A 2,300-nucleotide genomic window follows, 5' to 3' on the forward strand; every position below is an offset into this window, starting at 1 on the left:
TGTGGAGCCAGCGCGGTGAAGCGGTCCGCAGGAAGGCGGGGATGACCTCGGGAGGTATGTCAGCAACAGTCGGTGCTCGGCGATTTATCTTGTGGATTTTAGCGACTATACTAGCGCCAAATTCCCGACCGGCGAGTCGCGCGGGCGGTGTTCAGCAACCGGATATGTCGGCACTGCTGCCCCGCCGGTCAGCCCACCGAACTGGAGTCATCACGTGAAGAAAATCGAGGCCATCATCAAGCCTTTCAAGCTCGACGAAGTGAGAGAATCTCTGTCGGAGATCGGCGTGACCGGCCTGACCGTAACCGAAGTGAAAGGCTTCGGCCGTCAGAAGGGGCACACTGAACTGTATCGGGGCGCCGAGTACGTGGTGGATTTTCTTCCCAAGGTGAAGGTCGAGGTCGTCGTTCCCGAATCCCTGGTCGACGGTGCCCTGGAGGCCATCACCAAGTCCGCTCGCACGGGCAAGATCGGCGACGGCAAGATCTTCGTCACCGGGGTCGAGCAGGTGATCCGCATTCGTACCGGAGAGACCGGCGAATCGGCAATCTGACGGTCGCCGCCGCCGCGTCCGCCTCACCCTCCTTCGCGATATCCCTGCAGGTCTTGGTCCCGAGGCCGCGGGATCCTTGAATTTTCTGGTTGGTGCTGCAGCATCGCCAGCGCTTTTGCGCCCTCTCCGAGCGTGGACGAGGCAACGCTCGACGTCGCTTGCTCGCTATTGCTGTCCCGCGTTTCGCAACGCCGCCTCGTCGAGGACGCGCACACTCCGATAGCCGACCTCGATCAGGCCGCGCGCCTCCAGCCGGTTGAGCAGGCCATTCAGGGTTTGCCGCGAGACGCCGATCATCGCCGCGAGGTCTGCCTGTGATACGGGAATGCTGACGGCATCGGCGCTCGGCGCGTCCCCGCGCTGCATCGCTGCCAGATCCGCGAGACGCACGTGCAGCCACTGCTCGCGTGCGAGGCTGTGGGTGTCGCCCATGTAGCGAAAGAGCAGCGCATAGCGCTCGAACAGGAGATCGGCGAAAGCCCGGAAATAGCGCGGCTCGTCGTCGACGATGCGTTCGAACTCGGCAACGGAGAGGAAAAGCGTGCGCACGGCAGAATCCGCGATGATGCTGCCGATGCTCGGGACGCGGGCGAGCGTCCCGTGATCGCCGAACCAGAAGCCGGCCTCGCCGACGTGGATGAGGGTCTCCGCCGCGTCTGCGGTCACGCGCATGACACGCACGTGGCCGCTGAGCACCGCGAAGATGCCCTCCGGGGGAGCCCCCTCCCGCAGAATCACATCGCCGCGGGCGTACTCGCGGATGAGCGAACGCTGCAGGATGAGATCCTGCAACGTTTGCGGAAGCGAGTGGAACCACCGGCTCTTCCTGAGCGTTTCGAGTATCGACGCGTAACCGTGCTGTACCAACGTTCGTCTCCGCGGGTTTGCGTTGTCGGGTCACCGGTGCCGGGGCGTGCGGGAGGAGCGGGGCGACATAATCTCGGCGCGGCTTCGGGATGGCGCGCCCATGTGCGCAGGCCCGGGCCGTTTCGGCTTCAGGGACGCAGCTCTTTGGCAACTGCGAGGGCGGCCGCCAACTCGGTGCGGGCGTTGGCGAAATCCTCGTAACGCTTGCCGCCGCTGCGGCCGTACCAGTAGCGACTGTTGCCGGCATCGCCCTCCATCTTGTGGAGAATCGCGTGTATCCAGCACGCGAGCGGATCGTTCAGTTCCTGCACGATCTCGTGCGCATGGGTCCAGTCGGCGGCCAGAGCCGCCTCGATGGCAATCGTGTGCGGCGTCTTCATCGTCGTTCCTTGCGCCCGCCCTCAAGTCACAAAGTGTGAGGATACCTTCGCGGCTCTACGCACGGGGGCTCTTCGTCTGCTGCACGCGCGAAGGTACGCCGTGAAGTCGATCGTGGCGTGGGCGGAGTTACACTCCCAAGCATGCGGATGCCGCGAATCGCCGTGTCGGTGCTCGTCGTGCTGATCGCCATCGTCGCGACGGCGGTCGCTCTGCGCCACTACGACGCAGCGTCTTCTCGCCGGCAATCGCCGACGCGTGATCCCGGCACGCCGGGTTACGTCGCGGCGCGCGAACTGCCCGATGGTGCGGTGCCGCCCGTCGGCGCCGTCGGCAACTTCGTCATCGGCCCGACGCATCGCCCGGCGCCCGAGACGAGTCCGCAGGCAGGCGTGCCGCGCGCCCGTCTGGTCGAATTCACCATGCGCTCCGCAGACAGCCGGATCTATCCGGGCATCGCACGCGACCCCGGTACGTACGGGACCGTCGATCCGGCCGATCC

General features: G+C 65.4%; 4 protein-coding genes. 2 read left to right on the forward strand and 2 right to left on the reverse strand.

Annotated elements, in window-relative coordinates; genetic code table 11:
- The first annotated feature begins 214 nt into the window (after nucleotides 1–214).
- On the forward strand, nucleotides 215–553 hold the full coding sequence (locus JNK68_17075) for a P-II family nitrogen regulator (GenBank protein ID MBL8542056.1): 339 nt from the start codon (nucleotides 215–217) through the stop codon (nucleotides 551–553).
- A gap of 165 nt (nucleotides 554–718) precedes the next feature.
- Here JNK68_17075 and JNK68_17080 read toward each other — a convergent pair whose 3' ends face one another.
- Nucleotides 719–1,420, reverse strand: a complete 702-nt coding sequence (locus tag JNK68_17080) for a Crp/Fnr family transcriptional regulator (GenBank protein MBL8542057.1) — start codon at nucleotides 1,418–1,420, stop codon at nucleotides 719–721.
- 128 nt (nucleotides 1,421–1,548) lie between these two features.
- Entirely contained in the window at nucleotides 1,549–1,800 is a 252-nt protein-coding gene (locus JNK68_17085; protein MBL8542058.1) for a hypothetical protein, read from the reverse strand.
- 147 nt (nucleotides 1,801–1,947) lie between these two features.
- Here JNK68_17085 and JNK68_17090 point away from each other — a divergent pair.
- A partial coding sequence (locus JNK68_17090; GenBank protein MBL8542059.1) for an esterase family protein occupies nucleotides 1,948–2,300 on the forward strand: 353 nt, incomplete at its 3' end.

Source organism: Betaproteobacteria bacterium (genome assembly GCA_016791345.1).
GTDB lineage: Bacteria > Pseudomonadota > Gammaproteobacteria > Burkholderiales > JAEUMW01 > JAEUMW01.

Excerpts from the sequence above, each read along its gene's own strand:
- JNK68_17085 (MBL8542058.1), bottom strand. The coding sequence starts at position 1,800 with ATGAAGACGCCGCACACGATTGCCATCGAGGCGGCTCTGGCCGCCGAC.